We start from the raw sequence: 25,118 nt of genomic DNA, 5'->3' as shown, positions 1-25,118 counted from the left end.
CTCAGCGGCTCCCGTCGCGCACGCGCACCGCGTCGGGCGCCGGCCGCGGCTGGTCGAGCCGGTACCCCCGGACCGGCGGGGCGGCGGGCTCGTCGGGGTGGTGGCAGTCGGGACCGCCCGCGGGACCCGCCCCGGCCAGCGGGCCGTCGTAGGTGAGCCGGCCGGAGTCCACCACGACGGCGCGGGTGAGCACGCCGGACAGCGCCCCGGTCTCGTGGGTCACGACGAGCAGTGTCGTCCCGGCGGCCGACACCCGCGCCAGCACGGTGGCCAGCGCCATCTGGCTGGCCGCGTCGACGCCGGCGGTGGGCTCGTCCATGACCAGCAGCTCGGGCTCGGCGGCCAGCGCACGGGCCACCAGCACCCGCCGCTGCTGCCCGCCCGACAGCGAGGCCACCGGGTCGTCGAGCCGGTCGGCGAGCCCGACGGCGTCGACCGCCTCGGCGACGGCGGCGCGGTCGCGCGGGCCCAGCCGCCGCCACAGGCCCAGGCGCGGGAGCCGGCCCACGCCGACCACCTCGCGGACGGTGGCCGGCATCGCGCCGCTGACGGTGTGCCGCTGGGGGACGTAGCCGACCCGGCCGCGCTCGCGCAGCCGCCCGACCGGGGAGCCGAGCACCTCGACGGTGCCGCCCAGCACGGTGGCCAGGCCGAGCAGGCCCCGGGAGAGCGTGGTCTTGCCCGACCCGTTGGAGCCGAGGACCGCGACCGCCTCGCCCTGCCGCACGGTCAGGTCGGCGTCGCGCACGATTGCGACGTCGCCGTACCCGATGGTGGCGCCGGTGAGGCGGAGTGCGGGGTCGCTCATGCGCAGCCCTGTCCCTCCTGCAGCGTGGCCAGGTTCGCGCGCATGACCTCGAGGTGGTCGGAGCCGGCCGACTCGTCGGTCAGGCCCTCGAGCGGGTCGAGGACGGCGGTCCGCACGCCGGCCTCCTGGGCGACGGTCTCGGCGACGGCGGGGTCGACGAGGGTCTCGGTGTAGACGGTGGTCACGCCGCGCTCCCGCACGAGGGTGGAGATCTCGGCGAGGGAGGCGGCGCTGGGCTCCGCCGAGGGGCTCAGGCCGCTGATGCCGACCACCTCCAGACCGTACCGGTCGGCGAGGTAGCCGAAGGCGTCGTGGCTGGTGACCAGCGTGGTCACCGCGCAGTCCGCGAGGCCCTGCTCCATCTCGGCGTCGAGCGCCTCGAGGTCGCCGCGCAGCGCCGCGGCGTTCTCCTCGTAGGTGGCCGCGCCGTCGGGGTCGACCTCGGCGAGGCGCTCGGCCAGCGCGTCGCCGACGGCGGCCAGGCGGGTGGGGTCGAGCCAGAAGTGCGGGTCGGTGACCTCCCCGCCCTCGTCCGCGTGCCCCTCCTCGGCGTGCTCCTCCTCGCCCGCGTGCTCGGCGTGTTCCTCCTCCGTCTCGCCCTCGTGGGAGTGCTCCCCGGTGGTGGTCAGCGACAGGTCGGCAGCCTGGCCGGCGTCCCAGGCGGCGTCCCCCGCCTCGGTGACGGCTTCGTCGATCGCGGCCTGGAAACCCTCGAGGTAGACGACGAGGTCGGCCTCCGACAGCGAGGCGACGTCCTGCGGCGTGAGCTCGAGGTCGTGCGGCTCGGCGCCGGGCGGGGTCAGCGAGGTGACCTCGACCCGGTCGCCGCCGACCCGCTCGGCGGCCCACTGGAGGGGGTAGAAGGCGGCGGCCACCGCCACACCGTCGGCGGCGCCGGCCTGTGCGCCGTCGGAACCGCAGCCGGCGAGCAGCAGGGCGGTCGCGGCAGCAGCGGCGGAGGCGACGGCACGCGTCGGTGTCCTGGTCATGAGAACCATTCTCACACGATCGGCAGCGGTCCCGGGAGGGGGGTGCGGCGCGTACCCTCCCCGACGTGTCCGACGCCGCCGAGCTGCCGCTGATCGGTGCCTCCGTCCTGCGGGCCCGCGCCGCCGCGCGCGTGCTGCGCACGCTGCCGACCGACGTCAAGGACGGTGCGCTCTCGGCCATGGCCGACGCGCTGGTGGAGCGCACCGACGAGGTGCTGGCGGCCAACGCGCTCGACGTCGAGGCCGCGGCCGCCGACGGCACGCCCGCCTCGGTGCTCGACCGGCTGCGCCTGGACGCCGGGCGGGTCGCCGCCGTGGCCGCGGCGCTGCGCGACCTGGTCGCCCTGCCCGACCCGGTGGGCGACGTCGTCCGCGGCTCGCGGCTGCCCAACGGGCTGCAGCTGCGTCAGGTCCGCGTGCCCTTCGGCGTGGTCGGGATCGTCTACGAGGCGCGGCCCAACGTGACCGTCGACGCCGCGGGGCTGTGCCTCAAGAGCGGTAACGCGGCGCTGCTGCGCGGGTCGGCGTCGGCGTTCCGCACCAACACCGCGCTGGTCGCCGTCCTGTCCGAGGCGGGGCAGAAGGCCGGCCTGCCCGAGGGGTCGGTGGAGCTGCTGCCGGCCGATCGCGCCTCGGTGGGCGAGCTGCTGTCGGCGCGCGGGCACGTCGACCTGGTCATCCCGCGCGGCGGCGCCTCGCTCATCCAGCGCGTGGTCCGCGAGGCGCAGGTGCCGGTGATCGAGACCGGCGTCGGCAACTGCCACGTCTACGTCGACGCCTCCGCCGACGCGGCCACCGCCGAGGCGATCGTGCTCAACTCCAAGACGCACCGGGTGAGCGTCTGCAACTCCGCCGAGACGCTGCTCGTCCACCGCGACGTCCCCTTCCTGCCGCGGCTGCTCGGCGCCCTGGTCGACGCCGGGGTCACGCTGCACGGCGATGCCGCCGCCCGGGCCGCGCACCCCGCCGTCGTCCCGGCCACCGACGAGGACTGGGGCACCGAGTACCTGTCGATGGACATGGCGGTGCGCGTCGTCGACGACCTGCCGGCCGCGCTGGAGCACATCGCGCGGTGGGGGAGCGGGCACACCGAGGCCGTCGTCGCCGACTCCGCGACCGCGATCGCCGCGTTCACCGCCGGGGTCGACGCCGCCGCCGTCATGGTCAACGCCTCCACCCGGTTCACCGACGGCGGCGAGTTCGGCTTCGGCGCCGAGATCGGCATCTCCACCCAGAAGCTGCACGCGCGCGGGCCGCTGGGCCTGCCCGAGCTCACCAGCACCACCTACGTCGTCACCGGCAGCGGCCACACCCGCTGACCCGGCCCGCCCCGTCCGAGGAGCCGCATGCCCCGCCCGCCGACCCAGCTGCCCCAGTTCTCCTCGGTCGCCGACGTCGGCAAGCGCCTGTCGACCGCCGGCTACCTGCCCGACGAGCGGATCGCGACGACGGTCTTCCTCGCCGACCGGCTGGGCAAGCCGCTGCTGGTCGAGGGGCCTGCCGGCACCGGCAAGACCGAGCTGGCCAAGGCGCTGGCGGCGGCGACCGGCTCGGAGCTCATCCGGCTGCAGTGCTACGAGGGCCTCGACGAGGCGCGGGCGCTCTACGAGTGGAACTACAAGAAGCAGCTGCTGCGCATCCAGGCCTCGCAGGGTTCCGACGGCGCGGACTGGGACACCGTCCACGACGACATCTTCGGCGAGGAGTTCCTGCTCGCCCGCCCGCTGCTGACCGCCATCCGGCGCACCGAGCCCACCGTCCTGCTCATCGACGAGACCGACAAGGCCGACGTCGAGGTCGAGGGGCTGTTGCTGGAGGTGCTCAGCGACTTCCAGGTGACCATCCCCGAGCTCGGCACCGTGACCGCCACCCGCCGGCCGACCGTGGTCCTGACCTCCAACGCCACCCGCGAGCTGTCCGAGGCGCTCAAGCGGCGCTGCCTGTACCTGTCGCTGGACTACCCCTCCGCCGAGCGGGAGCGGGAGATCGTGCTCTCGCGGGTGCCCGACCTGGCGCCGGGGCTGGCCGAGCAGCTGGTGCGCACGATCCGCGCGCTGCGGGCGATGGAGCTGAAGAAGTCGCCGTCGATCTCCGAGACCCTCGACTGGGCCCAGACGCTGCTCGAGCTGGGCCTCGACACCCTGGACGAGACCGCGGTCCGCTCGACGCTGGGCGTGGTGCTCAAGCACGCCAGCGACCAGGAGCGCGCCGCCGCAGAGCTGCGGCTCAACTGATGTCCGCGCCGTCGGCCGTCCCCGGGGGGCTGGCCGGGCACCTGGACGGGTTCGTGCGGGCGGTGCGCGAGGCGGGGATCCCGGTCGGCATCAGCCAGGCCGTCGACGCCGCCGAGATCCTCACCGTGGTCGACCTGCTCGAGCGGGAGCAGCTGCGGCACGGGCTGGCCGCCGTGCTGCTGCAGCGGGCCTCGCAGCGGCCGACCTACGACGTGCTGTTCGACCTGTGGTGGCCGCTGTCGGACCGCCCCGCCGACGCCTCCTCCCCGGACGGGTCCGGGGAGGAGACCGGCGGTGAGCCGGGCGACGACGACGGCTCCACGCTGGACCTGCCCGACGGCCACGGCGACGGGCGCGACCTGTCGGAGCGCATGCGGGAGGAGCTGGCGCGGCTGCTGCTCGAGGGCGACGACGAGGCGCTGCGCCGGTTCGCGCGGCAGGCGGTCGACCAGCTGGGCCGGGCACCGGCGTCGCCGTCGGGGCAGTCCTACTTCGGTTACCGCGTGATGCGGGCGCTGTCCCCGGACACGCTGGTCGCCCAGCTGCTGGCGGGCCTCCTGGGGGACGGCGGCCGCGGCGGGCTGGCCGAGCAGGTGGCCCGGCAGACCGTGCGCGAACGGCTGGCCGCCTTCCGCGCCGCGGTCGACGCCGAGGTGCGCCGGCGCGCGGCCGCCGAGCGCGGCCGCGAGCGGGTGGCGAGGAGCGCGGTGCGCCCGCTGGCCGAGCAGGTCGACTTCCTGCGCGCGCAGCAGTCCGACCTCGCCGAGCTGCGCCGGGCGGTGGCCCCGCTGGCCCGGCGGCTGGCGGTCAAGCTGTCCGCGCGGCGGCGGATGGGCCGCCAGGGCCGGCTGGACTTCCGCAAGACCGTGCGGGCGTCGCTGGGCACCGGCGGCGTGCCGGTGGTGACCCACCACCGGCCCCGGAAGGTGCACAAACCGGAGCTGGTCGTGCTCTGCGACGTCAGCGGGTCGGTGGCCGGGTTCAGCCACTTCACGCTGATGCTCACCCAGGCGCTGCGCGAGCACTTCTCCGGGGTCCGCGCGTTCGCCTTCGTCGACGCCACCGACGAGGTCACCCGCTTCTTCCGGCCCGGCGCCGACGTCGCGGGTGCGATCGCCCGGATCGGGCGGGAGGCCGACGTGGTGGCCTTCGACGGGCACAGCGACTACGGCAACGCCCTGGAGGTGTTCGCCGACCGCTGGCCGACCGCCGTGGGGCCCAGGACCTCGCTGCTGGTGCTCGGCGACGGGCGCACCAACTACCGCCAGCCCGGACTGCCGGTGCTCGCCGACCTGGTCCGCCGGGCCAGGTCGGCGCACTGGCTCAACCCCGAGCCGCGCCGGCTGTGGGGGAGCGGGGACTCCGCCGCCGACCGGTACGGCGAGGTCATCGACATGGTGGAGTGCCGCAACGCCACCCAGCTCGCCGACTTCGTCACCACGCTCTGACGGAGGACCCCCTCGCCCCCCACCTGGGGACCCTCGACCGGATCCCGCGGGAGTGCCGCGGGCTCCGACGGGGTCCGGTTAGGCTCGGTCGGTGGCGGGGACCCGGGTCGGCGTGATGGGTGGCACGTTCGACCCCATCCACCACGGCCACCTGGTGGCCGCCAGCGAGGTGGCCGGTCTGTTCGGGCTCGACGAGGTCGTCTTCGTGCCCACCGGCCAGCCGTGGCAGAAGACCGAGCGGGCGGTCAGCCCAGCCGAGGACCGCTACCTCATGACCGTCATCGCCACCGCCTCCAACCCGCGCTTCTCCGTCAGCCGCGTCGACGTCGACCGCGAGGGCCCGACGTACACCATCGACACGCTCACCGACCTGCACCGCCTGCGCCCCGACGCCGAGCTGTTCTTCATCACCGGCGCCGACGCGCTCGCCCAGATCCTCAGCTGGCGCGACAGCGACCGGTTCCTCCGGCTGGCGCACTTCGTGGGGGTCACCCGACCCGGGTTCACGCTCGCCGACGGGCACCTGCCCGAGGGGGCGGTCAGCCTGGTCGAGATCCCGGCGCTGGCGATCAGCTCCACCGACTGCCGCGACCGCGTCGCCCGCGGCATGCCGGTCTGGTACCTCGTGCCCGACGGGGTGGTCCAGTACATCGAGAAGCGCCGCCTCTACCGCGCGGACCCGGTGGCCGGGCGTCCGGCCGGCCCGCGCGCCGACCGGCCCGGTGCCGGTCCGTCCGACCCACCGCCGACCCACCTCCAGGAGGTGCCCTGATGACCGCCTCCGCCGAGGCGCGGGAGACCGCACTGCTCGCTGCCCAGGCCGCCGCCGACAAGCTCGCGACCGACGTGTCGATCGTCGACGTCAGCGACCGGCTGGCGATCACCGACGCGTTCGTGCTCGCCTCCGCCCCCAGCGAACGCCAGGTCCAGTCGATCGTCGACGAGGTCGAGGAGCGGCTGCGCGAGCACGGCGTCAAGCCGGTCCGGCGCGAAGGGGTGGCCGAGGCCCGCTGGGTGCTGCTCGACTTCGTCGACGTCGTCGTGCACGTCCAGCACGCCGAGGAGCGCGCCTACTACGCCCTCGAGCGGCTCTGGAAGGACTGCCCGACCATCCCCTTCGTCGACCGCGCCGTCCCGCCCGCCGTCGCCCGCTCCGCCGGGACGCCGGCGGCCGACGACGTGGACCCCGGCAGCTCCGGTTCCGTGGTCCTGGCGCCCGGACCGGCCGAGCCGGGGGCCGACGGCGCGGGCGCCGCGGCCGAGGGCGCGACCGACGAGGACCTGCTCGACGACGACCTGCTCGAGGGCGACCCGTTGCTCGACGGGACGGCGGAGGAGCCCGGGGACACCGACCCGACCGGCCGGTGACGGCCGCGCTCCTGCCCGACCTGCGGGTCCCTCGGCTGGTCGTCTGGCGGCACGGCCGGACGGCGTGGAACGCCGCGGGCCGCTTCCAGGGCCAGCTCGACCCGCCGCTGGACGACGAGGGCCGGGCGCAGGCCGCGCGCACGGCACCGCACCTCCTCGCCGGCGGCCTGCGCCCGGGGTCGACCGTCGTCGTCTCCAGCGACCTCGTCCGCGCCGCGGACACCGCCGCGGCCCTCACCGCGCTGCTCGACGTCCCGCTTCGACTCGACGAGCGGCTGCGCGAACACGGTCTCGGCTCCTGGGAGGGGCTCACCCGCGACGAGGTCGCCGCCCGCCATCCCGAGCAGTACGCCGACTGGCTCGCCGGGCGGCCGGTGCACGGTCGCGGTGGGGAGGACAACGCGGCCGTCGTCGCCCGGGCCCTGGCCGCGCTGGCCGACCTGCCGCCGGCCGACGTCGCCGTCGTCGTCACCCACGGCGGGACCGCCGGGCGACTGATCGAGGCGCTGCTCGAGCTGGGCCCGCAGCACCGCCGCGTGTTCGGCCCCCTCGCGAACTGCGGCTGGAGCGAGCTCGTCCGGCAGGGGGAACGCTGGCGGCTGGCGCGGCACAACTGCGCCGTCGCGGCCGTCCCCGGTGCCGGGGGCGACGGGTTCGCCGGGCGGGGCGGACTGGACGCCGGTGCCACCCCGGAGGGCGGTGCGCCGCCGGCCCAGGACGCCGACGCCGTCGCCTGAACCCCGCCGGTCCGCTCCCCGTCCGTTCCGCAGCGGTCCGGCCGGGAGCGGCGGGCTAACCTCGCCGGATGCCCGTCGCCGTGGTCACCGACTCCACGGCCTACCTCCCGCCCGAGGTCGTGAGCCGGTACGGCATCGAGGTGGTGCCCTGCTACGTGGTCCTGGCCGGCCGGTCCGGGCGCGAGGGCGAGGAGATCACCCCCGAGGACGTCGCCCGGGCCCTCGGCGCCCGTGGTCAGCGGGTGTCGACCTCCCGGCCCACGCCCGGTGACTTCGTCGCCGCCTATCGCCGGCGGCTGGCCGAGGGCGCCGACCGCATCGTCTCGGTCCACCTCTCCGCCGACCTCTCGGGTACCTGGGACGCCGCCCGCCTGGCCGCCGCCCAGGTCGGCGAGCACGTGGTGACCGTCGTCGACACCCGGTCGACGGCGATGGGCTCCGGCTTCGCCGTCCTGGCGGCGGCGCGTGCGGCCGCCGAGGGCGCCGGCGCCCCGGACGTCGCCGCGGCGGCGAACCGCACCGCGGAGCGGACCCGCACGTTCTTCGTCGTCGACACCCTCGAGCACCTCCGCCGTGGCGGCCGGATCGGCCCGGCCGCGTCCCTGCTCGGCACCGCGCTGTCGATCAAGCCGTTGCTGCACGTCGCCGACGGACGCGTCCTGCCCCTGGAGCGGGTGCGCACCTCCGCCCGCGCGATCACCCGGCTCGTGCAGCGGGCGGCCGAGGCCGCGGGCGGGCCGGGTGCCGGGGTGGCCGTGCACCACCTGGCCGCCGCCGACCGAGCGCAGCGGCTGGCCGTCCAGCTGCAGGAGGCGATCCCCGGCATCCGGGAGCTGTACGTCAGCGAGCTCGGCGCGGTGATCGGCGCCCACGTCGGCCCCGGCGCGGTCGGCGTCGTGGTGACGCCGGCGGAGCAGCCCACGGAGCAGCCCACGGAGCAGCCCACGGAGCAGCCGGCGCGGCAGCCGACGGGCGCCGACGACGACCCCGGACACGACCGAGCAGCGGGCGCCGATCCCGGCGCCGGTGCGGAGGAGCGGCCGCTGGACTGAGCGGAGGAGGCCGGACACGGAGCGCAGCCTGCACCCGGGCGGGTCCGTCCGTGGCCGTCCCGTCCACAGGCGGGGAGGCCGTCCACAGCCCCTCCCAGGGCAGCCCGGAACGCCCCCGGGCCTGCCTAACGTCCGCCGCGTGCGCCTGACCTCCCGCCGTGACGACGCCGACGTCATCCGCGCCCGGATGCGGGTGCTCCTCGCCGAGGGCCGGCGATCCGGCTGGCTTCCCGCTGACGACCCCGGCGACCACCCCGACGACCCCGACGACGATGCCGACCACCCGGGTGACGGCCCGACCGGACGCCGGGTCACCGGCGTCGCCCTCCTCCGGCGCCCGGTCCCGCGCGATCGCCCGGGGCCTCCCGCCCGTGACCTCCACGGACCCCGGGACCTCGATGACCTCGAGGAGGGGATCGACGACGACCTCGACGACCACCTCGACGACGACCGGGCGGACCTGCCGGCAGGCCTCGGACGCCACCGCGTGCCGGCGCGGACGGTGCGCGTCGACCCCGGCCGGCGCGGCAGCCGGGCGCTGTGGGTGGCCGGGCTCCTCGCGGCCCTGGCGCTGGTCGGCTGGACGTGGCTGGACCGGCCGAGCGTCGAGCCGGCACCCCCGGTGGCGACGCCCTCCGCCCCTGCCGAGCCGTCGGCGGTGGGGGCCGCCGAGGAGCAGCCGACCGTCGTCGTGTCGGTCGTGGGCCTGGTCGTCCGTCCGGGACTGGTGACGCTGCCGGAGGGCGCCCGGGTGGCCGATGCGATCGCGGCGGCCGGCGGACTGCTCCCCGAGGCCGACCCCGCGTCGGTCAACCTGGCCGCGGTCGTGGCCGACGGCCAGCAGGTCGCCGTCGGCGTGCCCGGCGCCGCCACGGCGGGTGGGCCCACACCGAGCGGCGGGTCCGGGTCGGCGGGGCCGCTGGACGTCAACGCGGCGACCGTCACCGACCTCGACGCCCTGCCCGGCATCGGGCCGGTCCTCGCGCAGCGGATCGTCGACCACCGCGAGGCGAACGGCCGCTTCACCAGCGTCGAACAGCTCGACGACGTCCCCGGCATCGGCCCGGCCATCTACGCCGAGCTGGCCGACCTGGTGCGGGTGTGACGGGCACGACCGGGAGCCGAGCGGCCCCGCCGCGCTGGACCTGGGTCGACCTCCGGCTGGTGCCGGTCGCGGTCGCCGTCTGGGCCGTCACCCTCGGCGCGGGCCACGTCCCACCGCTCGTGTCGGTCGCCGTCGCGGCGGCTGCGGTCCTCTGTGCCGCGGTCGTGGTCACCCGGCGCGACCGCTCCGGAGCGCTCGTCGTCCTCGTGGTGCTGGCGGCGGTGGCCACCGCCGCGACTGCCGCGGCCGTGCGTGGCGCCGTCCACGCCTCGTCCCCGCTCACCGAGCTCGGCGGGGACCGCCAGGTGCACGTCGTCCTCGAGGTGGACGGGGACCCGCGCCGCATCGGCGGTGCGGCCGCACCACGTCTGGTCCTCGACGCCACGGTCACCGCCCTCGAGGACGGAGGGGGCACGGCGCGCCTGTCGGCCGTGGTCGTGGTGTTCGCACCCGAGGACGGCTGGACGGGCCTGCTGCCCGGCCAGCTCGTCCGCGCCCGGGTCACCGTCAGCCCCGCCGCGCCCGCCGACGGCGTCGTCGCCCGGCTCTCCGCGCGCGGACCGCCCGAGCCGGTCGGTGGGGCGCCGTGGGTGCAGCGGGCCGCCGGCGGGGTGCGCGACGGGCTGGCGGACTCGGCCGACCGTGTCCTGGACAGCCCGGCGGCCGGCCTGCTGCCCGGCCTGGTCGTCGGCGACACCCGCGCCATGGACCCCGTGCTCACCGAGGACTTCCGACGGGCAGGCCTGTCCCATCTCACCGCTGTGTCCGGCGCGAACGTCTCGATCGTCCTCGCGGGCGTGCTCGCGCCGCTGCGCAGACGCGCGGCCGACCCCCGTCTGCAGGCGCTCGTCGCCGTGGTGGCCCTCGCCGGCTTCGTGGTCCTCGCCCGCCCGAGCGCGAGCGTCGTCCGGGCCGCCGCCATGGGGGCGGTCGGCCTGCTCGCCCTGGCGTCCGGCCGCTCCCGCGCGGCACTGCCCGCGCTGTCGGCATCGGTCGTCGTCCTGCTCCTGCTCGATCCCCGCCTGGCCCGGGACGCCGGCTTCGCCCTGTCGGTGACCGCCACCGCGGCCATCGTGCTGCTGGCCCCCGGGTGGTCCCGCCGGCTGCGGGGTCGTGGCTCGCCGGGGGTCCTCGCCGACGCGGTCGCCGTCGCCGCGGCCGCCGGCCTGGCCACCGCACCGCTGGTCGCCGGGCTGTCCGGCCTGGTCAGTCCGGTGTCCCTGCCCGCCAACCTGCTGGCCGCGCCCGCCGTGGCGCCCGCGACGGTGCTCGGCCTGCTCGCCGCGCTCGTCGGCGCGGTCGTGCCCCTGGCCGGTGACGCCCTGGTGTGGCTGGCCGGCTGGCCGGTGCGCTGGCTGGTCGCCGTCGCGCGGGCCGCCGCGTCCCTGCCCGACGGCGCGAGCGGCTGGCCCGCCGGCACCCGGGGCGCCCTGCTGCTCACCCTGCTCCTGCTGGCCGCCGGGCTGCTGCTGTGGCGCCACCCGCGGCTGCGCGCGCTCGCCCTCGCCGTCCTCGTCGGGGTGGTCGTCCTCGGCTGGCCGCTGCGCCAGGTGAGTGACGGGTGGCCGCGTCCCGACGCGGTGATCGTCGCTTGCGACGTGGGCCAGGGTGACGGGCTGGTCGTGCCCACCGGCCCCGGTGAGGCCGTGCTCGTCGACGCCGGACCCGAGGTCGGCCCGATCGACCGCTGCCTGGACCGGCTCGGCGTCGACGTGCTGCCACTGGTGCTGCTGTCCCACCTCGATGCCGACCACGTCGGCGGACTGGTCGGGGCGTTGTCCGGCCGGGACGTCGGCACGATCGCCACGGGGACGCTGTCGCCGGCCGACGACCGCTCGGCCGCCCTCGACGCGCAGGCCGGCCGCGCCGGAGCCCGCCGGGAGGTGCTGCTGCCCGGCGACGTGCGCACGGTGGGGAGCGCGACCTTCGAGGTGCTGGCCCCGCCCGCGGAGATCGTGACCGCCGCGGCCGAGCCGAACGACCTCTCGCTGGTCGTGCGGGTCACCCACCGCGGGGTCCGCGTGCTGCTCACCGGCGACCTCGGCGCCGCGGCCGAGGCCCGTCTCCTCGCCCGCGGCGTGGACCTCACCGCCGACGTCCTGAAGGTGCCGCACCACGGCAGCGCCGACGCCGACGAGGCGTTCCTGGCCGCGACGGGGGCCAGGATCGCCGTCATATCCGTAGGTGCGGACAACACCTACGGGCATCCGGCGCCCGGACTGCTATCGACCCTGGTCAGAGCAGGAATGCGGGTCCACCGGACCGATCTGCACGGTGACCTCGCCGTCGTCGGTGACGCCGACGACTGGGGTGTCGTGGGAGACGGCCAGGTTCCTTGACGCGTGCCCGGACGAAGCGTCACCTCTGCCGGACCCCCAACGACGAGGAGTTCGTGTGAAGCACCAGCGCCGCCTGATGGTGGCCGCGATGACCCTGCCCGTGCTGGCCCTGGCGGCCTGTGGCGGCGGCGGGGACGAGGAGACCGCTGCCGGTGGCGGCGGGGGGGCCTGCGAGGCCTCCGACGGCGAGGTCACGCTCGACTTCGTGACCTGGGTGCCCGGGATGGACCAGGTCGTCGAGATGTGGAACGAGGAGAACCCCGACGTCCAGGTCGAGGTGGAGACCACCCCGGCGGGCAACGCGGGTACCTACAACAACCTGTTCAACGGCCTCGAGGCCGACACGGCGCCCGACCTCAGCCAGATCGAGTACGACTCGCTGTCGAGCTTCCGGCTGCAGGACGGTCTGCAGGACATCAGCGCCTGCGAGGGCGTCTCCGACGCCTCCGGCGACTTCGTCGACTGGACGTGATCGCAGGTGCAGCTCGGCGACGAGGGCGTCTACGCGATCCCTCAGGACACCGGTCCCATGGCCCTCTTCTACCGCGAGGACCTCTTCACCCAGGCCGGCATCACCGAGCCGCCGGCCACCTGGGAGGAGTACTACCAGGCCGCCGTCCAGCTCAAGCAGGCCACCGGCGCCTACATCACCCACTTCCCGCAGGGCGACGCGAACTGGTTCACCGGGCTGCTGTGGCAGCGCGGCGCGAGCCTCTTCGAGCTCGACGGCGACCAGGTGCAGGTCAACGTCGACAGCCCCGAGGCGCAGGAGGTGGCGGACTACTGGCAGCGGATGATCGACGAGGACCTCGTCGCGACCAACCTGCAGGGCTTCTCCCCGGACCTGTACGCGGCCTGGAACGGCGGTCAGGTGGCCAGCTGGCCGTCGGCGGCCTGGGGTTACTCGACCATCCGCGACAACGCGGCCGGCACCGCCGGTCTCCGGCGGGTCGCCCCGATGCCGCAGTGGAGCGAGGGTGAGCAGGCCCGCCGGCAACTGGGGTGGCTCGACCACCGCGGTGCTCTCCGGCACCGAGCACCCGGCCGAGGCGGCGCGCTTCGCGCTGTGGCTCAACACCGACCCCGAGGCGCTGGCCATGGCCAACGAGCTCGGTGGCCTGTTCCCGGCGGCCAACGCCGGGGAGGACCTCCCGGCGCTTCAGGGCGGCGTGGGGTTCTACGGCGGTCAGGAGATCTTCTCGATCTTCCAGGAGGCGTCCGGCAACGTCGACACCGACTTCACCTGGGGCCCGACCATGACCGACACCTACACGGCCATGAGCGACGGCTTCACCGCCGCCCTCAACGGCCAGGGCACGCTCTCCGAGGCGCTGACCGCCGCCCAGGAGGCGTCGCGGCAGTCCCTGGAGGACCAGGGCGTCCAGGTCGCGGACTGACCTCGCAGCTCCGATGACCGTCGTCGCTCCGCCAACCACCTCCGCCTCCCCGGCCGCCGCCCCGCGGCGGCCGGGGAGGTCGGGGGTGCGGTCCCGGGCCCGGCTGTGGTTCACCCTGCCGTTCCTGGTGCCGTTCGTCCTCTTCTACCTGCTGCCCATCGGGTACGCGATCGTCCAGAGCCTGACCAAGACCGAGCGCACCGGCGGGATCTTCGGCGAGACGACCACCACCTTCGCGGGGCTGGAGCAGTACTCCCGCGTCGTCACCGACCCGGCGTTCCTCCGCGGGGTCGGCCGCGTCCTGCTCTTCGGCGTCGTGCAGGTGCCGATCATGCTGGCCTTCGCCCTGCTCCTGGCCCTGGTGCTCGACTCGGCGGTCGCCCGGCTCAAGCGGACGTTCCGCATCGCCTTCTTCCTGCCCCACGGCATCCCCGGCGTCATCGCGGCGCTGATGTGGGCCTTCCTCTACAGCCCGCAGCTGAGCCCGATCGTCGACCTGCTGGAGGGCGGCGGCCTCGACGTCGACTTCCTCGGCTCGGGCACCATCCTGTGGTCGATCGCCGACGTCGTGACCTGGACCTACACCGGCTACAACATGCTGATCATCTTCGCCGCGATGCAGGCGATCCCGCAGTCGGTCTACGAGGCCGCGAAGGTCGACGGCGCCGGCGGGATCCGCACCGCCTGGTCGATCAAGATCCCGCTGGTGATGCCCGCGCTGGTGCTCACCGGGGTCTTCTCGATCATCGGCACCCTGCAGCTGTTCACCGAGCCGATCGTCTTCCGGGCGATCTCCACCAACGTGACGTCGAGCTACACCCCGAACCTGCTGGCCTACACGACCGCGAGTGCCAACAACTACCCGCTGGCCGCGGCCATCTCGGTGGTCCTGGCCGTCGCGACGTTCATCCTGTCCTTCACCTTCCTGCGCGCGACCGCGAAGAGGTCGGGACTGTGAGCACCGTGGCACCCGTCGAGAGCGGGCCCCAGCGCGAGGACACCTCCCGCTCGCGGCTGACCCGCGGGGGAGCGACCCGGGAGTCCCCGCTCTCCGTGGCCGCCGCGATGATCCTGCTGGTCGGCGCGGCCGTGTACTTCCTGCTGCCGGTCTACTGGCTGATCGTCAACGCCACCAAGACCCAGCCGGACCTCATCGACAGCAACGGCTTCTGGTTCGCCGAGTGGAACCTCGGGGAGAACCTCTCGGAGCTGTTCGCCCGCGACGGGGGCATCTACCTGCGCTGGGCGCTCAACAGCCTGCTCTACGCCGGACTGGGCGCGGCCGTCGGCACGCTGCTGGCCGCGATGGCCGGCTACGCCATGGCCAAGTACCAGTTCCGCGGCCGGGAGGCGCTGTTCGCCCTGGTCCTGGGCGGGGTGCTGGTCCCGGCGACCGCCCTGGCGCTGCCGCTGTTCCTGCTCTTCGCGCGTGTCGACCTGACCAACACGTTCTGGCGGTGTTCCTGCCGAGCGTCGTCAGCCCGTTCGGCGTCTACCTGTCCCGGATCTTCGCCGCGGCGTCGGTGCCCGACGAGCTCATCGACGCCGCCCGGCTCGACGGGGCCAGCGAGTGGCGGATCTTCTCCACGGTGGCCGTCCGGCTGATGAGCCCCGCGCTGGTGACGATCTTCCTGTTCCAGTTCGTCGTGATCTGGAACAACTTCCTGCTCCCGCTCATCATGCTGCGCAACAACGAGCTGTGGCCGATCACCTTCGGGCTGTTCTCCTGGCAGTCGCAGGTGTCGCGGGACCCGCAGTTGCAGATCCTCACCGTCGTCGGTTCGCTCGTCTCCGTGATCCCGCTGATCGTCACGTTCCTGGTCCTGCAGCGCTACTGGCGGGCCGGGCTGGCCGCGGGGTCGGACAGGTGAGCCGCTGGCCCACCGACTCGATCTCCTTCGGCGGGGACTACAACCCCGAGCAGTGGCCCCGCGAGGTCTGGGCCGAGGACGTCGCCCTCATGCGCGAGGCCGGTGTCGACCTCGTCACCGTCGGGGTCTTCAGCTGGGCCCTGCTCGAGCCCGAGCCCGGCCGGTTCGACACCGGGTGGCTCGACGAGGTCATGGACCTGCTGCACGGTGCCGGTATCCGCGTCGACCTCGCCACCGCGACCGCCTCGGCGCCGCCGTGGCTGGCGCGGCTGCACCCGGAGGTGCTGCCGGTCGCCGAGGACGGCACCCGCTTCGCGATCGGCGGGCGGCAGACCTGGTGCCCGTCCTCGCCGGTCTTCCGCGAGCGCTCCCTCGCGCTGGTCGAGCACCTGGCCCGGCACTACGCCGACCACCCGGCGCTGGCCATGTGGCACGTCAACAACGAGCTCGGCTGCCACAACGTGCACTGCTACTGCGACGTCTCGGCGGAGGCGTTCCGCGCCTGGCTGCAGCGCCGCTACGGCACCGGTGCCGACGGGCTGGAGGCGCTCAACGAGGCGTGGGGGACCGCCTTCTGGAGCCAGCGCTACGGCGACTGGGCCGAGATCGGCGTCCCCCGGCGGACGACGGCCACCGGCAACCCCACCCAGCGGCTGGACTACCTCCGGTTCTCCTCCGACGAACTGCTCGACCAGTACCTCGCCGAGGCCGAGGTGCTGCGCCGGATCACCCCCGACGTCCCGGTCACCACCAACTTCATGGTGACCAGCCACCAGTGGGCCATGGACTACGGCACCTGGGCGCCGACCCAGGACGTCGTCTCCAACGACCACTACCTCGACCACCGACTGCCCGACCCACACGCCGAGATGTCCTTCTGCGCCGACCTCACCCGCGGGCTGGCCGGCGGTGGGCGCTGGCTGCTCATGGAGCACTCCGTCTCGGCGGTCAACTGGCAGCCGGTCAACGTGGCGAAGCGACCGGGGGAGGCCGTGCGCGACAGCCTCGTCCACGTGGCCCGCGGCGCCGAGGGCGTCGCCTTCTTCCAGTGGCGGGCCAGCCGGGCCGGCGCGGAGAAGCACCACTCCGGGCTCGTGCCGCACGCCGGCACCGACTCACGGACATGGCGGGAGGTCCTGCAGCTCGGGCGCGCCCTCCGCAGCATCGACGAGGTGCGCGGCACCCGCGTCCGGGCCGACGTCGCCCAGCTCTTCGACCACCAGGCCTGGTGGGCCAACGACGCCCCCTCGCGCCCCACCGAGCTGCTGCGCTACCTCGACGCCGGCCTCGCGGTGCACCGCGTCCTGCGGTCCGCCGGGGTGACCAGCGACGTGGTCCCCGTGGCCACCGCCGACCTGGCCGGCGTGCTCGCCGCGCACCGCGTCGTCGTCGTCCCGACCCTGCACCTGTGCACCGACGCGACGGCCGAGGCGGTCGCAGCGGCGGCCGCCGCCGGGGCCCACGTGGTGGTCACCTGCTCCTCCGGTGTCGTCGACGAGCACGACCACGTCCGGCTCGGCGGGTACCCCGGTGCGTTCCGCGACCTGCTCGGGGTGCGGATGACCGAGGTCCTGCCGCTGCTGCCCGGCGAGGTCCTCGAGCTCGAGCACGGCTGGCGCGGGACCGTCTGGTCCGAGGAGGGGGACGTCGACGACGACGTCGAGGTCGTCGCCCGGGTGCTCGCCGGACCCGTGCCGGGCCAGCCGGCGGTCACCCGGCGCGCACTGCCCGGGGGCGGGGTCGCCTGGTACGTCGCCACCCAGCTCGACGACGCGGCCTGGGACGCCCTGCTGCGCCGGGTGCTCGGGGAGGCCGGCGTGCAACCGGCCGCCGCGGTGCCACCGGGCGTGGAGGCCGTCCGCCGCGTCTCCGACGACGGTGCGCGCTCCTACCTCTTCCTCCTCGACCACACCGGTGAGGAGCAGCGCGTGCCGGCCCGCGGGACGGAGCTGCTCACCGGGACGGCGGTCGGGGGCGAGGTGGTCGTCCCGGCGCGGGGCGCGGCCGTCGTGCGGGAGTCCGCGGACTGACCGGCACCCCTGCGGAGCCCCGCGGGGACGTCGGCGGCGCGTGACACCATCGGCACGTGGCAGCAGCACCCCCGGCACCGACCTCCCGCCTGCGGGCCGTCGTCGGCGAGGAGGAGCTGCTGCGCTCGCGCGCCGTGGCCGCCGTCCGGGCCGCCGTCCTCGAGCGCCACCCGCAGGCGGAGCTGCACGAACTGCCCGCCCTCGGCCTGCCGGCCGGGCAGCTCGCCGACGTCCTGGCGCCCTCCCTGTTCGGCGAGCACCGCCTCGTCGTCGTCGCCGGCGTGCACGAGGCGGCCGGCGCACTGGTCGACGCGCTGACCGGCTACTGCAAGGACCCCGACCCGGACCTGACGCTGGTCCTGGTGCACCACGGCGGCAAGCGCAACGAGGCGCTCATCAAGACGCTGACCGCGGCCGGCGGGGCCGTCGACGACTGCCCGAGGATCACCTCGGCGGGCGACCGGGCGGCGTTCGTGCGCAACGAGGTCCGCGCCGCCGGCGGGCGCATCACCCCGGACGCGCTCAGCGCGCTGGTCGACGCGATCGGCGGTGACCTGCGGTCGCTGTCGGCCGCCGCCACCCAGCTGGTCGCCGACTTCGGCGGCACCATCGACGCCGACGCCGTCGCCCGCTTCCACCGCGGTCAGGCGGAGGTCACCGGTTTCACCGTCGCCGAGCGGGTGCTGGTGGGTGACCGGCGGGGGTCGCTGGAGATGCTGCGCTGGGCGCTCGACCGCGGCGTGGCCCACGTGCTCATCGCCGACGCGATCGCCGACGGCATCCGCACCGCGGCCCGCGTCACGTCGCTGAACACGAGCAACCCCGGGGAGCTCGCCCGCGCCCTGAAGCTGCCGCCGTGGAAGGTCAAGAAGGCGCAGTCCCAGGCGCGCGGCTGGAGCATCGACGGGCTGCAGCAGGCGATCGGCGTGGCCGCCGAGCTCAACGCCGACGTCAAGGGCGTGGCGGCCAGCGCCGACTACGCACTGGAGCGGGCGGTGCGCCGCATCGTCGACATCCGTGCCACGACGGGCCGCGACTCCCGGGCGCGCGGCCGGTACTGAGGCCCGCTCGGGCCGGGGAACGCGACGAGCCCCGTCCCTCGCGGGGACGGGGCTCGCCAGGAGCGCCGGGGCTCAGCTCACAGGCTGGTCAGCTGCTTGGCCATGCCCGACTTGCGGTTGGCGGCCTGGTTCTTGTGGATGACGCCCTTGCTGGCGGCCTTGTCGAGCGCCCTGCCGGCCTTCTGCAGCGCGGTGGCGGCGGCCTCGGCGTCGCCGGCCGCGGCGGCCTCGCGGAAGCGGCGGACGGCCGTCTTCAGGGCGGACTTGACGGCGACGTTGCGCTGCCGCGCCTTCTCGTTCGTCTTGATCCGCTTGATCTGGGACTTGATGTTCGCCACGCGTGAGCCTCGGTGTCTCGCAGGAGGGAAAGGGTCTGTCGGTGCGTCCGGACGGCATGCGTCAGCGGACCGGCCTGCCAGGTTACCAGCGTGCGGCGTGGCGTCCCACCCCGGCCGGGAGGGGGCCTCCCGGCACGGCGCTCCGCGCGGGCAGCCCGCCGTGGGACGATGGGGTCACTGTGACGACTCCTGCTGCCACCGATCCCGCCCGGATCCGGAACTTCTGCATCATCGCCCACATCGACCACGGCAAGTCGACGCTGGCCGACCGGATGCTCGAGGTCACCGGGATCATCGAGGCACGGCAGATGCGGGCCCAGTACCTCGACCGCATGGACATCGAGCGCGAGCGCGGCATCACCATCAAGGCGCAGAACGTGCGCCTGCCGTGGCAGGTCGACGGCGACGAGTACGTCCTCGACATGATCGACACCCCGGGCCACGTCGACTTCACCTACGAGGTGTCCCGGTCGCTGGCCGCCTGCGAGGGCGCGGTCCTGCTGGTCGACGCCGCGCAGGGCATCGAGGCGCAGACCCTGGCCAACCTCTACCTGGCCCTGGAGAACGACCTCACGATCATCCCGGTCCTCAACAAGATCGACCTGCCGGCCGCGCAGCCGGAGCGGTACGCCGCCGAGATCGCGCACATCATCGGCTGCGACCCCGACGACGTCCTGCGGGTGAGCGGCAAGACCGGCGAGGGTGTGCGGGAGCTGCTGGACGAGATCGTCGCCCAGATCCCGCCGCCGGTCGGCGACGCCACGGCTCCCGCCCGCGCGATGATCTTCGACAGCGTCTACGACATCTACCGCGGCGTCATCACCTACGTCCGCGTCGTGGACGGGCGCATCTCCGGCCGCGAGCGGATCAAGATGATGTCGACCGGCGCCGTCCACGAGCTGCTCGAGATCGGCGTCATCTCACCGGAGCCCAAGCCGGTCCAGGGCCTCGGCGTCGGCGAGGTCGGCTACTTCATCACCGGCGTGAAGGACGTCCGCCAGTCCCGCGTCGGTGACACCGTCACGCTGCAGCACAAGCCGGCCGCCGAGCCGATCGGCGGGTACAGCGACCCCAAGCCGATGGTCTACTCCGGCCTCTACCCGATCGACGGCAGCGAGTACCCGCTGCTGCGCGAGGCCCTGGACAAGCTGCTGCTCAACGACGCCGCGCTGACCTACGAGCCGGAGACCTCCGCGGCGCTGGGCTTCGGGTTCCGCGTCGGGTTCCTCGGCCTGCTGCACCTGGAGATCGTGCGCGAGCGGCTCGAGCGCGAGGCCGGCATCAGCCTCATCTCCACCGCGCCCAACGTCGTCTACCGGGTGGTGATGGAGGACGGCACCGAGCACACCGTCACCAACCCCAGCGACTGGCCCGAGGGCAAGATCGACCGCGTCTTCGAGCCGGTCGTCAACGCCACGATCATCGCGCCCAGCGACTACACCGGCGCGATCATGGAGCTGTGCCAGAGCCGCCGCGGCCAGCTCGGCGGCATGGACTACCTCAGCGAGTCCCGCGTCGAGCTGCGCTACACGCTGCCCCTCGGCGAGATCATCTTCGACTTCTTCGACGCGCTGAAGTCGCGCACCCGCGGCTACGCCAGCCTCGACTACAGCGAGGCCGGTGAGCAGGAGTCCTCGCTGGTCAAGGTGGACATCCTGCTGCAGGGCGAGGCCGTCGACGCGTTCAGCGCGATCGTGCACAAGGACAAGGCCTACTCCTACGGCGTGATGATGGCCGGCAAGCTGCGCGAGCTGATCCCGCGGCAGCAGTTCGAGGTGCCCATCCAGGCCGCCGTCGGCTCCCGGGTCATCGCCCGCGAGACGGTGCGCGCCATCCGCAAGGACGTGCTCGCCAAGTGCTACGGCGGTGACATCACCCGCAAGCGGAAGCTGCTGGAGAAGCAGAAGGAGGGCAAGAAGCGGATGAAGATGGTCGGCCGCGTCGAGGTCCCCCAGGAGGCGTTCGTCGCCGCGCTCTCCACCAACGAGTCGACCGCCTCGAAGAAGTGACCGGCCGTCTCCTGGCCGTCTGCACCTCCGGTGCCGACCTGCTCCCGGTGCCCGGCCGGCGCCCCGACCGCAGCGGGATCGACAAGCGCCCCGTCGCCGGACGGGTCGCCGTCGGTGGGCTGGGCCTCGACGGTGACGTCCAGGTCAACCGGAAGCACCACGGCGGCGAGGGGCAGGCGGTGTACGCCTTCGCCCAGGAGGACGCCGACGTCTGGGCGGCCGAGCTCGACCGCGACCTGCCGCCCGGTCGCTTCGGGGAGAACCTGCGGACGGCGGGGCTCGACCTCACCGGCGCCGAGATCGGCGAGCACTGGCGGGTCGGGACGACGCTGCTCGAGGTGACCGCACCGCGCACCCCGTGCGCCAACTTCGCCCGCTTCTGGGGCGTGCCGGACCTGGTGAAGCGGTTCACCGCCCGCGGCGCGACCGGCGCCTACCTGCGGGTGCTCGAGACCGGTGCGCTCGGTGCCGGTGACGAGGTGACCGTGGTCCACCGGCCGGGCCACGGCGTCACCACCGGCCTGGCCTTCCGTGCACTGACCACCCAGCCGTACCGGATCCCGCAGCTCGAGCCGGCGCTGGCGGCCTTCCCGGTCAAGGCGCAGGCGAGGCTCGCCGCGCGCATCGCCCGCGCCACGGCGGGGGCCGGGGCCACCGCCCGGACCTGAGCCCCGGGGCGCGCTACCGTGCCCGCGCCGGGCCCACCGGCACGAACGGGGAGGTCGGGGATGGTGCTGCGCCGCGCTGCCGCGCTGGCGGCCGGGTTGCTGGTCGCGCTCGCCGGCTGCGGGTCGAGCGAGCCGGAGGAGTCGGCCGGTGACCTGCTGGCCCGCGCCAAGACGACGCTCGACGACACCAGCAGCCTGCACTTCGTGCTCACCAGCGAGGGCGCCCCCACCACGGGGACGGCACTCACCGGCGGCGAGGGCGACATCGCCCGGCCGTCGTCCTTCGACGGCACCCTGCAGGTGCTGGCGGCCGGGTCCTCCCTCGACCTCGCGGTGGTCTCGGTCGACGGCACCGTGTTCGCCCAGCTGCCCTTCACCAGCGGCTTCAGCGTCGTCGACCCCGCGCAGTTCGGCTTCGGCGACCCCGGCGCGCTGCTCGACCCCGACACCGGCATCTCGCAGTTCCTGGCCGAGGCGGAGTCGGCCGAGCTGGGGGAGGAGCGCCGGCTCGACGGCGAGGTCGTGCGCGAGGTGACCGCCGAGGTGCCCGGCGCCCTCGTCGAGGAGGTGCTCACCAGCGCGGACCCGGGTCAGCCGGTGCAGGCCCGCTTCTCCGTGGCCACCGAGAGCGGCCAGCTGCGCCGCGCCGAGCTCACCGGGCCCTTCTACGCCGCCGGCCAGGACGCCACCTTCACCATCGAGCTCTCCGACCCCGACGCCGATGTCGAGATCACCGCACCGCCTGTCGGCTGAACCCGAGGCCGCCCGCCGCGCGGTCCCCGGCCTGCCGCTGGTCGTCCTCGCCACGCTCGCGGTGCTGGTCACCGCGGCCGACACCTACGTCGTCGTCCTCGCGCTGCCCGACATCCTCACCGGGGTCGGCGTCGGCATCGACGAGCTGCAGCGGGCGACGCCGATCATCGGCGGCTTCCTGCTCGGCTACACCGCCACGCTGCCGCTGCTGGGGCGCCTGGCCGACCTGCGCGGCCGGGTCCCGGTGCTCGCCGGCTGCCTGCTGCTGTTCGCCGTGGGGTCGCTGCTGACCGCGTCGGCGACCGACCTCGGCCTCGCCGTCGCCGGGCGGGGGCTGCAGGGTGTCGGGGCCGGCGGGCTGGTCCCGGCCACGCTGGCGCTGGTCGCCGACCGCTGGCCGCCCGAGCGCCGCGCGGTGCCGCTGGGCGTCGTCGGGGCGGTGCAGGAGGCCGGTGCCGTGCTCGGGCCGCTGGCCGGCGCCGCGGTGCTCGCCGTCGCCGACTGGCGGGCGGTGTTCTGGCTCAACCTGCTGCTCGGGCTGGTGCTCGCCGCCGGGGTCGTGCTCACCGGCGCGGCGCGGCGGCCCGACCCCGTCGGGCTGGGGCTGCTGCTGCTCGGTGGCGCCGCGGCGGGCCTGCAGCTGGCCGAGCCGCCCGCCCTGGCCGAGGACGTCACGCTGGGCCTGGCCTGGGTGCCGCTCCTCGACGGCGCCGGCGCGACGACGCCGCTGGTGCTGGTCGCCGCCGCCGCGGGGACGGCGCTGGTGGCCCGGAGCCTCGCCTCGCCGCGCGGTGCCGTGCTGCCGCTGCGCGGGGTGCCCGCGCTGGTGCGCGAGGTCGACGTCGTCGGGTCGCTGCTCGCCGTCGTGGCCCTGGGGTCGCTGGTGTGGGCCTTCGCCGCGGCGGACCCGGCCACCGAGGTGGTGGCGTACGGCGCGGTGCTGCTGCCCCTCGCCGCGCTGGCCGCGGTCGCGTTCTGGCTGCACGAGCGGCGCACCCCCGACCCGGTGCTGCCACTGCGCGAGCTGCGCCCGGCCGGTGCCTGGGGCGCGCTGGTGGTGAACCTGCTGGTCGGCGTGGCGCTGGTGGCCGCGCTGGTCGACGTCCCGCTGTTCGCCCGCAACACCACCACGCCCGGCGACCAGCTGGGCGCGGCGCTGGTGCTGCTGCGGCTGCTCGTCGCGGTGCCCGTCGGTGCGGTGGCCGGCGGGTGGCTGTGCCGCCGGGTGGCACCGCGGGTGGTGGCGGCCGCCGGGATGGCGCTGGCCGCGGTGGCGCTGTGGGCGATGACCGGCTGGGACGAGACGTCGCTCGACGGCGCCTGGTCGACCGTCGTCCTGCTCGCCGCGGGCCTCGGGTTCGGCCTGGCCATCGCGCCGGTCAACGCCGTGCTGCTGGCGGTGACCAGCCCGGCGGTGCACGGCAGCGTCAGCGCGCTCGCCGTCGTGGCGCGGACGGTCGGCATGCTGGTCGGGCTGTCCCTGCTCACCGCGGTCGCGCTGCGCCGGTTCACCGCCGAGGTCGAGGCGATCGGCTCCCCGCTCACCGTCTGCCCGGGCTCGCCGGCCGACTGTCCCGCCTACGACGCGGCCACCGGCGCCGCCGTGCTGACCCAGCTGCACACCGTCTTCGCCGGGGCCGCGGTCGCCGCCGGGCTGGCGGCGGCCGCGGCGCTGGCGCTGCTGCGGGAGGGCCGCGGCGGGCGGTGACCCCCGGGACCCCGGCGCGGGCCGCCCGGCCGGGTCACGGAAGTGAGCCAGTACCCCCCTGGCTGTGGTGTGGGAACGTCATGCGTGTCACAGTTCGCCTGAACTCCTCGGCTCAGGAAGGACCCCTCTCATGGCGGCCATCACCTACGACCACGCCACCCTGACCTACCCCGGTGCGACCACGCCGTCGGTCAACGGTCTCGACCTCGACGTCGCCGATGGGGAGTTCCTGGTCCTGGTCGGGCCCTCGGGGAGCGGCAAGTCCACCGCGTTGCGCATGCTGGCGGGGCTGGAGGAGGTGACCGAGGGGTCGATCCGGATCGGGGACCGCGACGTCACCCACCTGCCGCCCAAGGAGCGGGACATCGCGATGGTGTTCCAGAACTACGCGCTGTACCCGCACATGACCGTGGCCGACAACATGGGCTTCGCGCTCAAGATCGCCGGCATGAAGAAGGACGAGATCCGGTCGCGGGTGACCGAGGCGGCCAAGGTGCTCGACCTCGAGCCCTACCTCGACCGCAAGCCCAAGGCGCTCTCGGGTGGCCAGCGGCAGCGGGTGGCGATGGGCCGGGCGATCGTCCGCCAGCCGCAGGCCTTCCTCATGGACGAGCCGCTGTCCAACCTCGACGCCAAGCTGCGCGTGCAGACCCGCACCGAGATCGCCTCGCTGCAGCGGCGCCTGGGCGTCACCACCGTCTACGTCACCCACGACCAGGTCGAGGCGATGACGATGGGCGACCGGGTGGCGGTGCTGAAGGACGGGCTGCTGCAGCAGTGCGACACCCCGCGCAACCTCTACGACCGGCCGGTGAACGAGTTCGTGGCCGGCTTCATCGGGTCGCCGGCGATGAACCTGGTGACGGTGGAGCTGACCGAGGGGGGTGCGCGGCTGGGTGGGCACACGGTGCCGCTGCCGCGCTCGGCGGTCGGCGCGCTGTCCGCCGAGGGCGCGCGCACCGCGACGCTGGGGTTCCGCCCGGAGTCGGTGCAGCTCGTCGGCGCCGGTGAGGGCGTGCCGGTGGAGGTCGTCGTGGTCGAGGAGCTGGGCTCGGACGCCTTCGCCTACGGCAACCTGCACGCCGCCGACACCGCCGGCACCAGCGACAAGATGCTCACCCTGCGGGTCGACGCCCGCAAGCCGCCGGCCAAGGGCGAGGTCGTCCACGTGGGCATCCGCCCGGGGGAGTCCCACGTCTTCTC

At 74.9% G+C, this 25,118-nt stretch carries 24 protein-coding genes and 1 pseudogene; 22 read left to right on the top strand and 3 right to left on the bottom strand.

Annotation, left to right across the window (positions count from 1 at the left end; genetic code table 11):
* Position 1 precedes the first annotated feature (1 nt).
* Both BM165_RS18975 and BM165_RS18970 read right to left on the bottom strand, forming a co-directional pair.
* Positions 2 to 808: a metal ABC transporter ATP-binding protein gene (locus BM165_RS18975; protein WP_075015121.1), complete on the bottom strand. Its 807-nt coding sequence runs from the start codon at positions 806 to 808 to the stop codon at positions 2 to 4.
* Positions 805 to 1,797, bottom strand: coding sequence for a metal ABC transporter substrate-binding protein (locus BM165_RS18970; RefSeq protein ID WP_075015120.1), 993 nt, complete (start codon positions 1,795 to 1,797; stop codon positions 805 to 807). The genes BM165_RS18975 and BM165_RS18970 overlap by 4 nt, the downstream gene beginning before the upstream one ends.
* Before the next feature lie 65 nt (positions 1,798 to 1,862).
* Between BM165_RS18970 and BM165_RS18965 the strand changes: the two genes are divergently transcribed.
* From BM165_RS18965 to holA, 17 genes and pseudogenes are all read left to right on the top strand, one after another.
* Positions 1,863 to 3,116, top strand: a complete 1,254-nt coding sequence (locus BM165_RS18965) for a glutamate-5-semialdehyde dehydrogenase (protein WP_083427516.1) — start codon at positions 1,863 to 1,865, stop codon at positions 3,114 to 3,116.
* Positions 3,117 to 3,143: 27 nt separating this feature from the next.
* Positions 3,144 to 4,031: an AAA family ATPase gene (locus tag BM165_RS18960; protein ID WP_075015119.1), complete on the top strand. Its 888-nt coding sequence runs from the start codon at positions 3,144 to 3,146 to the stop codon at positions 4,029 to 4,031.
* A complete protein-coding gene (locus tag BM165_RS18955) occupies positions 4,031 to 5,479 on the top strand; it encodes a vWA domain-containing protein (protein ID WP_075015118.1) in 1,449 nt (482 codons plus the stop codon). Before BM165_RS18960 ends, BM165_RS18955 begins: the two co-directional genes overlap by 1 nt.
* A 91-nt stretch (positions 5,480 to 5,570) precedes the next feature.
* Entirely contained in the window at positions 5,571 to 6,251 is a 681-nt protein-coding gene (nadD, locus tag BM165_RS18950) for a nicotinate-nucleotide adenylyltransferase (protein ID WP_244274333.1), read from the top strand.
* The gene (rsfS, locus tag BM165_RS25815) at positions 6,251 to 6,847 is read left to right on the top strand and encodes a ribosome silencing factor (RefSeq protein ID WP_083427515.1); all 597 of its coding nucleotides are present in this window, start codon (positions 6,251 to 6,253) and stop codon (positions 6,845 to 6,847) included. Before nadD ends, rsfS begins: the two co-directional genes overlap by 1 nt.
* Positions 6,844 to 7,584: a histidine phosphatase family protein gene (locus BM165_RS18940; RefSeq protein WP_075015117.1), complete on the top strand. Its 741-nt coding sequence runs from the start codon at positions 6,844 to 6,846 to the stop codon at positions 7,582 to 7,584. Before rsfS ends, BM165_RS18940 begins: the two co-directional genes overlap by 4 nt.
* A 68-nt stretch (positions 7,585 to 7,652) precedes the next feature.
* Positions 7,653 to 8,636 (top strand): DegV family protein, encoded by a 984-nt coding sequence (locus BM165_RS18935; protein ID WP_075015116.1) that lies wholly within the window; start codon positions 7,653 to 7,655, stop codon positions 8,634 to 8,636.
* A gap of 139 nt (positions 8,637 to 8,775) precedes the next feature.
* Positions 8,776 to 9,741, top strand: coding sequence for a ComEA family DNA-binding protein (locus BM165_RS18930; protein WP_244274332.1), 966 nt, complete (start codon positions 8,776 to 8,778; stop codon positions 9,739 to 9,741).
* Positions 9,738 to 12,080, top strand: a complete 2,343-nt coding sequence (locus BM165_RS18925; RefSeq protein ID WP_075015115.1) for a ComEC/Rec2 family competence protein — start codon at positions 9,738 to 9,740, stop codon at positions 12,078 to 12,080. Before BM165_RS18930 ends, BM165_RS18925 begins: the two co-directional genes overlap by 4 nt.
* Positions 12,081 to 12,135: 55 nt before the next feature.
* Positions 12,136 to 12,552 (top strand): type 2 periplasmic-binding domain-containing protein, encoded by a 417-nt coding sequence (locus BM165_RS25255; protein ID WP_208976808.1) that lies wholly within the window; start codon positions 12,136 to 12,138, stop codon positions 12,550 to 12,552.
* A 6-nt stretch (positions 12,553 to 12,558) separates the two neighbouring features.
* A pseudogene (locus BM165_RS26345) lies at positions 12,559 to 13,002 on the top strand (ABC transporter substrate-binding protein); the annotation flags it as partial.
* Between the two features lie 55 nt (positions 13,003 to 13,057).
* Positions 13,058 to 13,477 carry a type 2 periplasmic-binding domain-containing protein gene (locus BM165_RS25810; RefSeq protein ID WP_244274331.1) on the top strand — a complete coding sequence of 140 codons (420 nt, stop codon included), beginning with the start codon at positions 13,058 to 13,060 and terminating at the stop codon, positions 13,475 to 13,477.
* Between the two features lie 85 nt (positions 13,478 to 13,562).
* Complete coding sequence (locus BM165_RS18915) at positions 13,563 to 14,435, top strand: carbohydrate ABC transporter permease (protein ID WP_244274330.1); 873 nt, start codon at positions 13,563 to 13,565, stop codon at positions 14,433 to 14,435.
* Positions 14,432 to 15,082, top strand: coding sequence for an ABC transporter permease family protein (locus tag BM165_RS25805; RefSeq protein WP_244274329.1), 651 nt, complete (start codon positions 14,432 to 14,434; stop codon positions 15,080 to 15,082). The genes BM165_RS18915 and BM165_RS25805 overlap by 4 nt, the downstream gene beginning before the upstream one ends.
* Positions 15,001 to 15,348, top strand: coding sequence for a carbohydrate ABC transporter permease (locus BM165_RS25250; protein ID WP_244274328.1), 348 nt, complete (start codon positions 15,001 to 15,003; stop codon positions 15,346 to 15,348). The genes BM165_RS25805 and BM165_RS25250 overlap by 82 nt, the downstream gene beginning before the upstream one ends.
* On the top strand, positions 15,345 to 17,378 hold the full coding sequence (locus tag BM165_RS18905; RefSeq protein ID WP_075015113.1) for a beta-galactosidase: 2,034 nt from the start codon (positions 15,345 to 15,347) through the stop codon (positions 17,376 to 17,378). The genes BM165_RS25250 and BM165_RS18905 overlap by 4 nt, the downstream gene beginning before the upstream one ends.
* A 56-nt stretch (positions 17,379 to 17,434) precedes the next feature.
* Positions 17,435 to 18,439, top strand: coding sequence for a DNA polymerase III subunit delta (gene holA / locus BM165_RS18900; protein WP_075015112.1), 1,005 nt, complete (start codon positions 17,435 to 17,437; stop codon positions 18,437 to 18,439).
* Between the two features lie 77 nt (positions 18,440 to 18,516).
* On the opposite strand, the gene rpsT is transcribed toward holA, so the two are convergent.
* Positions 18,517 to 18,777, bottom strand: coding sequence for a 30S ribosomal protein S20 (rpsT, locus tag BM165_RS18895; protein ID WP_075015111.1), 261 nt, complete (start codon positions 18,775 to 18,777; stop codon positions 18,517 to 18,519).
* 179 nt (positions 18,778 to 18,956) lie between these two features.
* Between rpsT and lepA the strand changes: the two genes are divergently transcribed.
* The 5 genes from lepA to BM165_RS18870 all read left to right on the top strand — a co-directional run.
* Complete coding sequence (gene lepA, locus BM165_RS18890; RefSeq protein ID WP_075015110.1) at positions 18,957 to 20,786, top strand: translation elongation factor 4; 1,830 nt, start codon at positions 18,957 to 18,959, stop codon at positions 20,784 to 20,786.
* Positions 20,783 to 21,454: an MOSC domain-containing protein gene (locus tag BM165_RS18885; protein ID WP_075015109.1), complete on the top strand. Its 672-nt coding sequence runs from the start codon at positions 20,783 to 20,785 to the stop codon at positions 21,452 to 21,454. The genes lepA and BM165_RS18885 overlap by 4 nt, the downstream gene beginning before the upstream one ends.
* Positions 21,455 to 21,514: 60 nt before the next feature.
* Entirely contained in the window at positions 21,515 to 22,207 is a 693-nt protein-coding gene (locus BM165_RS18880) for an LppX_LprAFG lipoprotein (protein WP_075015108.1), read from the top strand.
* Positions 22,176 to 23,915, top strand: coding sequence for an MFS transporter (locus BM165_RS18875; RefSeq protein WP_083427514.1), 1,740 nt, complete (start codon positions 22,176 to 22,178; stop codon positions 23,913 to 23,915). Before BM165_RS18880 ends, BM165_RS18875 begins: the two co-directional genes overlap by 32 nt.
* A 130-nt stretch (positions 23,916 to 24,045) precedes the next feature.
* Positions 24,046 to 25,118: ABC transporter ATP-binding protein (locus tag BM165_RS18870; RefSeq protein ID WP_075013853.1), on the top strand; the 1,073-nt coding region annotated here is incomplete at its 3' end.

Origin of the sequence: Geodermatophilus obscurus (genome assembly GCF_900115395.1) — a bacterium.
Lineage (GTDB): Bacteria > Actinomycetota > Actinomycetes > Mycobacteriales > Geodermatophilaceae > Geodermatophilus > Geodermatophilus obscurus_B.
This window is presented reverse-complemented; position numbering and strand designations above follow the sequence as displayed.